7 protein-coding genes are annotated in these 5,438 nt (G+C 68.3%); 3 read left to right on the forward strand and 4 right to left on the reverse strand.

Features of this window, described 5'->3' with window-relative positions:
- A partial coding sequence (locus A9W96_RS09770) for a hypothetical protein (RefSeq protein ID WP_067139342.1) occupies positions 1 to 193 on the forward strand: 193 nt, incomplete at its 5' end.
- A gap of 16 nt (positions 194 to 209) precedes the next feature.
- Here the strand turns inward: A9W96_RS09770 and A9W96_RS09775 are convergent.
- The 4 genes from A9W96_RS09775 to A9W96_RS09790 are packed head-to-tail and all read right to left on the reverse strand — an operon-like array spanning position 210 to position 3,396.
- Positions 210 to 1,175 carry a phosphotransferase family protein gene (locus A9W96_RS09775; RefSeq protein ID WP_067139346.1) on the reverse strand — a complete coding sequence of 322 codons (966 nt, stop codon included), beginning with the start codon at positions 1,173 to 1,175 and terminating at the stop codon, positions 210 to 212.
- On the reverse strand, positions 1,172 to 1,978 hold the full coding sequence (locus tag A9W96_RS09780; protein ID WP_066864819.1) for an SDR family NAD(P)-dependent oxidoreductase: 807 nt from the start codon (positions 1,976 to 1,978) through the stop codon (positions 1,172 to 1,174). The genes A9W96_RS09775 and A9W96_RS09780 overlap by 4 nt, the downstream gene beginning before the upstream one ends.
- Before the next feature lie 60 nt (positions 1,979 to 2,038).
- Positions 2,039 to 2,476, reverse strand: a complete 438-nt coding sequence (locus A9W96_RS09785) for a DoxX family protein (protein WP_156765180.1) — start codon at positions 2,474 to 2,476, stop codon at positions 2,039 to 2,041.
- The gene (locus A9W96_RS09790) at positions 2,473 to 3,396 is read right to left on the reverse strand and encodes an alpha/beta fold hydrolase (RefSeq protein WP_067139350.1); all 924 of its coding nucleotides are present in this window, start codon (positions 3,394 to 3,396) and stop codon (positions 2,473 to 2,475) included. The genes A9W96_RS09785 and A9W96_RS09790 overlap by 4 nt, the downstream gene beginning before the upstream one ends.
- 57 nt (positions 3,397 to 3,453) lie before the next feature.
- On the opposite strand from A9W96_RS09790, the gene A9W96_RS09795 reads away from it, so the two are divergent.
- Together A9W96_RS09795 and glgP are read left to right on the forward strand one after the other, a co-directional pair.
- A complete protein-coding gene (locus tag A9W96_RS09795) occupies positions 3,454 to 3,777 on the forward strand; it encodes a multidrug efflux SMR transporter (RefSeq protein ID WP_082972124.1) in 324 nt (107 codons plus the stop codon).
- Between the two features lie 254 nt (positions 3,778 to 4,031).
- Positions 4,032 to 5,438, forward strand: a 1,407-nt coding sequence (gene glgP, locus A9W96_RS09800) for a glycogen/starch/alpha-glucan family phosphorylase (RefSeq protein WP_156765181.1), incomplete at its 3' end; no start/stop codon positions are given.

A 5,438-nucleotide genomic window follows, 5' to 3' on the forward strand; every position in this document is an offset into this window, starting at 1 on the left:
CGCCCTGGCGAGCGGCGCCGGCATGGCCCACGCGGACCCGAACGTCGATCCCCGCCCCCAGCCGCCGGGCATGGACGACGTCTACAATCCGTTTCCCACCACCTGGATCAATCCGTCCAATGAAGGCCAGCCCGTGAACGATACGGGCGACATCGGAATGATCTGCGAAAATCTTCTGGTCCGCTGCCAGTAAGGCTCGTCGGCGGGCACTAAGTTAGCGACGTCAGGGCGCGGTCGAGCAGCCTCGGCAAAATCGTTGCCATCGCTTCCAATTCGGCTCGCGGCGCCGCCCGGCGGCGATTGTGCTTGACGATCAACGACCAGGTCGCCGTCGATTTGAAACACGCCAGCGCCGTGAACCACGCCAAATCGGTTATCTCGCAACCTAACTCGGATGCATAGAGCTCGGTGAGTTCGTCGATCGGCGGCACCATACCGTCGGGTGCGTCGACCCGCCGGTAGGTGTCCGGGTCGCAGTTGATCAGAAACCAGCCCGCATCGATGCGCGGATCGCCGATCGACCAGATCTCCCAGTCGATGATCGCGTTGACCCGCGCCCCGGCCGCGAGCAGGTTGCCCAGCCGGAAGTCGCCGTGCACCACACGCGGCGCTATCGCACGCGGCGCGCAATCGAGCAGCGCGTCATACACTTTCGGCCAGTCGGGGGCCAGCGCCGGGTCGACGGTCCGCAGCGTGTCGGACCACCGGTGGACTTCGGCGACCGGGTCGACCACGCGCTCATCGCCCAGCCCGAGGTCCGCCGGCGCGAGCCTGTGCAGCGCGGCCATCGCGCGGCACGCGTTCCGGTATCGATCGCTCAGCCCGCCGACATGCGGGCAGCCGTCGAACAACGGTTCCACACAATCGCCTTCGACATGGCTCATCACATACAGCGGCGGTGTGCCGGGCGGGTCCCCCGCATCTCCCCACAGCACCTCCGGGACCGGAACGTGAGTTGTCTTGAGCGCCTTGATGATGCGGGCCTGGCGGAGCACGTCGCGATGCGCGACGGGTGCGACGCCCGGCGGAGCCACCTTGATCACCACCCGCCGGCCATCCCTGCTGCCCGCGAAGGTGAGGCTGGAGGCGCCGCCGGCTAGCGGGGCGACGTCGGTGACGCCCGCGCCGTCGAGTCGGCGGCGCAGCTCGGTCGGATCGAGCTCGGCTCGGCTCATCCCGTCAGCGGGCCGGTCCTCGTCCAGCCGACCTCGGCGAGGAAGGGCTGGGTGTGCGCGATGCGCCCGGTCAGGGTCTTCGGATCGCCGGTGCAGAGCCGCAAGGCCGTCTCGGTGATCAACGCGATGTCCTCGGTGTCGGTCTTGGCCAGGTCGAGCGTGCCGGCGCCCGGCGTGGCCACGGGATTGGACGGGGCGGCGGCGTTGACCGCGATTCCGTCGTCGTACAGCTCGGCCGCAAGGCTTTTCGTCAATCGGTTGAGGGCGGCCTTGGCCGTGCCGTAGATGCCGAAGCCCGCCGTGCGGTCGAACTCGGAGAACGGCGGCCCGGGTGGCAGGTCACCGCCGACCGAGGTCAGGTTCAGGATCCAGCCGCGTCCGCGCTCGCGCATCGCGGGTATCGCCAGCTGACACAGATGCAGGGGCCCGAGCACATGCATCTCCATCATCAGCCGCGCTCGCCGCTCGGGAAACCCGTCGAGGGGCCGCAGGAAGGTCACCGCCGCGTTGTTGACCAGGATGTCGGGTGCGCCGACCGCGCCGGCCACCTCGGCGAAAAGCCGTTCACGGTCTTCGGTCTGGGACAGATCCGCCTGGACCGCAATGGCTTTCCCGCCCGCGGCGACGATCTCGTCGCGGGTCTGGCTCAGCGACCCCTGATACTTGGGGTCGGGGTCCATCGTGCGGGCGGTCAGGGCCACCGTGGCCCCGTGCTCGGCCAGCCGTGTGGCGATCGCCCTGCCCAGGCCCCGGCTGCTGCCGGTGACCAGGGCCACCATCCCGTCGCACCGCTGCGCGCTCATCGTCGTCCTCCTCGGCCTGCCGGCCCTGCGGAAATGGCTTCTCCGTATCAGAGAATGCCATTATCGCCGGCGGAGGGGAAGCATTCGGCGTCGCGCGTCCAGGGAGTAGCTGCCGCCGCCGGTGAAGACCAGCAGGAAAAACGCGAAGCAGAACAGAACGGCCAACGCGCCCCCGTTGCCGGCCGGCGGATCGGCGACCGGCCACAGCGCCTGGGGTTGGTGGACCGAGAAGTAGGCGACCGCCATCTGCCCCGAGGCGACGAACGCGGCGGCGCGGGTGAACAACCCGGCGGCCACCAGCAGGCCCGCGACGATCTCGATCAGTGCGGCATACCAGCCGGGCCAGGATCCGAACTCGACGACAACCGGCGAGCGGACGGGCCAATTGAACAGGCTGCGCGAACCGTACGCGGCGAAGAGCAAACCGTAGACGAGGCGAAACAGGCTCAGCACCCCCGGAGCGTGCCGGGCCAGGCGAGCGTCGAGACCATTCCTCACGAGGGACAGGCTACGGTCGCCGCCCAGGCGAGCAGGCGCCGCCACAGCCGATGCCGGCTCGACGCCATGTTGTGGCAGTGCGCGCTGCCGGCCACCACCAGGGTGGTGATGTCCGGGCTGCTCCGGTACGGCCCGGCCTCGGCGCGCGGGTCCGGCGAGACGTCGACGACGCCGTAGCCGACCAGCACCGGGACGTCGATGCGCGCCGCATGCTCGGCGACGATGCCGGGGACCATCGCCGTGCCGAACACGCGCGGTACCACCGACTTGGCGGCGCTGGCGTCGGCCGCGACGACGTCGGCGGGAACGTCGGGGAGATGGAACCAACTCTGCAGGTACTCGCGTGGCCCCTCGAAATACGGCCTGTCGAGCGCGGACAGTATTTCGGCGGCCGCCTCGGCGCGGCCTTGCGGCGTGGCGCAACGCGCGATGAACGCCGCGTCCAGGTTCAACGGCGCGACGTGCTGGTTGGTGCAACCCAGCACCGCCAGCCCGGCATAGCCGGGAAACAGCGCTTGCTGGGTGATGGCCAGGTACCCGCCCAGCGAATGCCCGACCGCGATCGCCGGCGCCTCGATGCCGATGGTGTCCGGCAACGCGCTGACGGCTCGCGCCAGCGCGCCGGCGATATCGCTGAAGCCGAAATCGCCTGTGGGCTGCGAGCTTTCGCCGGTCCCCAGCGGGTCGATGGTCACGACGGCGTAGCCGTTCTCGGTGGCGAAGCCGGCGAAGCTGTACCCGTGGTGGCCGGGAATGGTGAGGTCCCAGTAGTCGCGGCTGTAGGTGCCGCCCGGCAGACATACCAGCAGCGCGGCCGCGTCGGCGACGTCGCGCGCGGGGTAGTACGTCGCCGCCAGCGACGCCGGCTGCCCGGCCACCTCGCCGACATCGAACGTCAATGAGCGCGGGGTGCGGGTCATACGGCGTAATCCTTGGAGGTAAACACGTACCTGGACAGGGGTATGCAAGGAGGCGTTTTGACCTATCTCTTTCTCCTCGGCGCCATATTCGCAGAGGTGATAGCGACCAGCCTGCTCAAGAGCACCGACGGTTTCAGCCGGCTGTGGCCGACCGTCGTGTGCCTTACCGGTTATGCCGTCTCCTTCGCGCTGCTGGCGGTGTCGATCTCGCGCGGCATGCAGACCGACGTCGCCTACGCGCTGTGGTCGGCCATCGGTACGGCCCTGATCGTGCTGATCGCGGTGCTGTTCTTGGGTTCGCCGATATCGCTGACGAAGGTCGCCGGTGTCGGGCTGATCATCGCCGGGGTGGTCACGCTGAATCTGGCCGGCGCGCACTGACCGCGGGGCCATTTCGTCGCCGGCAGGTGGACTCCCGTTCACGTTTCCGACCTCTATTGCGGGCCTGGTGTGCAAATATCGCTGCAAGACTGACGGTCTGTCGCCACCGGGCATTGCAGCGGCCCGGGGCGGTGCTGCCCGCCACCCCCTAGCGAGTAGGACTCACCATGACCGATGTCGATCAGACGCCCTCCGATGGCCTGTCCCCCGGCAACCCCACCCGGGCCGACCTGATCGAGCACTCGCGCACCGGGATGAGCGCGGCCGCACTCCAGCGCGCGATCAACGACCACCTGCGCTATTCGATCGGGCGTCCGGCGGCGGCCCTGCGCCCCGAGCACTACTACCGCGCGCTCGCCCTGGCGGTCCGTGATCGCATGCAGGACCGCCGGGTGGCCTCGACGCAGACCTCGCTGGACCTCGGTCGCAAGGTGACCTGCTACCTGTCGGCCGAGTTCTTGATGGGCCCGCAATTGGGCAACAACCTGCTGAATCTCCAGATGGAGCGGGCGGCTCGCGAGGCGCTGGCGGCGATGGGCCAAAACCTCGACACGGTGCTGGCCTGCGAGGAGGAACCCGGGCTCGGCAACGGCGGCCTCGGCAGGCTGGCCGCGTGCTACCTGGACTCGCTGGCCACCCTGGAGCGCCCGGCGATCGGCTACGGCATCCGCTACGAATTCGGCATCTTCGACCAGGAAATCCACGACGGCTGGCAGGTCGAGCAGACCGACAACTGGCTGGACAACGGAAACCCCTGGGAGATCGCCAAACCCGACGTCAGCTTCCTGGTGAAGTGGGGCGGCTACGCCGAGCACTACACCGACCCAGATAAGGGGGCCGGCCACGACCGGGTCCGCTGGGTGCCGGGCCGGTTGCTCAAAGGCACCGCGTATGACACGCCGATCCAGGGCTACGGCGTCAACACCTGCAACGTGCTGACGCTGTGGAGCGCGCGCGCCGTCAAATCGTTTGCCCTGGAGGCCTTCAACACCGGCGACTACTACAAGGCGGTGGAGGACGAGGTCACATCCGAGACCGTTACCAAGGTGCTCTACCCCAACGACGAACCCGAGGCCGGCAAGCGGCTGCGCCTGCTGCAGCAGTACTTCTTCGTGTCCTGCTCGCTGCAACACGTGCTGCACATCATGGACGATCTCGCCGACGTGTCCGTCAAGGAGCTTCCGCAGCGGTTTGCCCTGCAGCTCAACGACACTCACCCGTCCATCGGGGTCGCCGAGCTGATGCGGCTGCTCGTCGACGAGCGCGAGCTGGACTGGGACGCGGCGTGGGACATCACCGTCGCGACGTTCGGATACACCAACCACACCCTGCTGCCCGAGGCGCTGGAAACCTGGCCGCTGGAGATGTTCGCCGAGTCGCTGCCGCGCCACCTCGAGATCATCTACGAGATCAACCGCCGGTTCCTCGACGAGGTGCGCGCCCGCTTCCCCGGCGACGAGGACCGGGTCGCCCGGATGTCGTTGATCGGGGAGAACGGCGGCAAGAATGTCCGGATGGCGCACCTGGCCACCGTCGGCAGCCACGCCGTCAACGGCGTCGCCGCCCTCCATTCGGAACTGCTGAAAAGCAGTGTGCTGAAGGACTTTTACGAGATGTGGCCGGAACGGTTCAGCAACAAGACGAACGGCGTGACACCGCGC

The sequence above is a fragment of the Mycobacterium sp. 1245852.3 genome (assembly GCF_001669335.1).
Classification (GTDB): domain Bacteria; phylum Actinomycetota; class Actinomycetes; order Mycobacteriales; family Mycobacteriaceae; genus Mycobacterium; species Mycobacterium europaeum_A.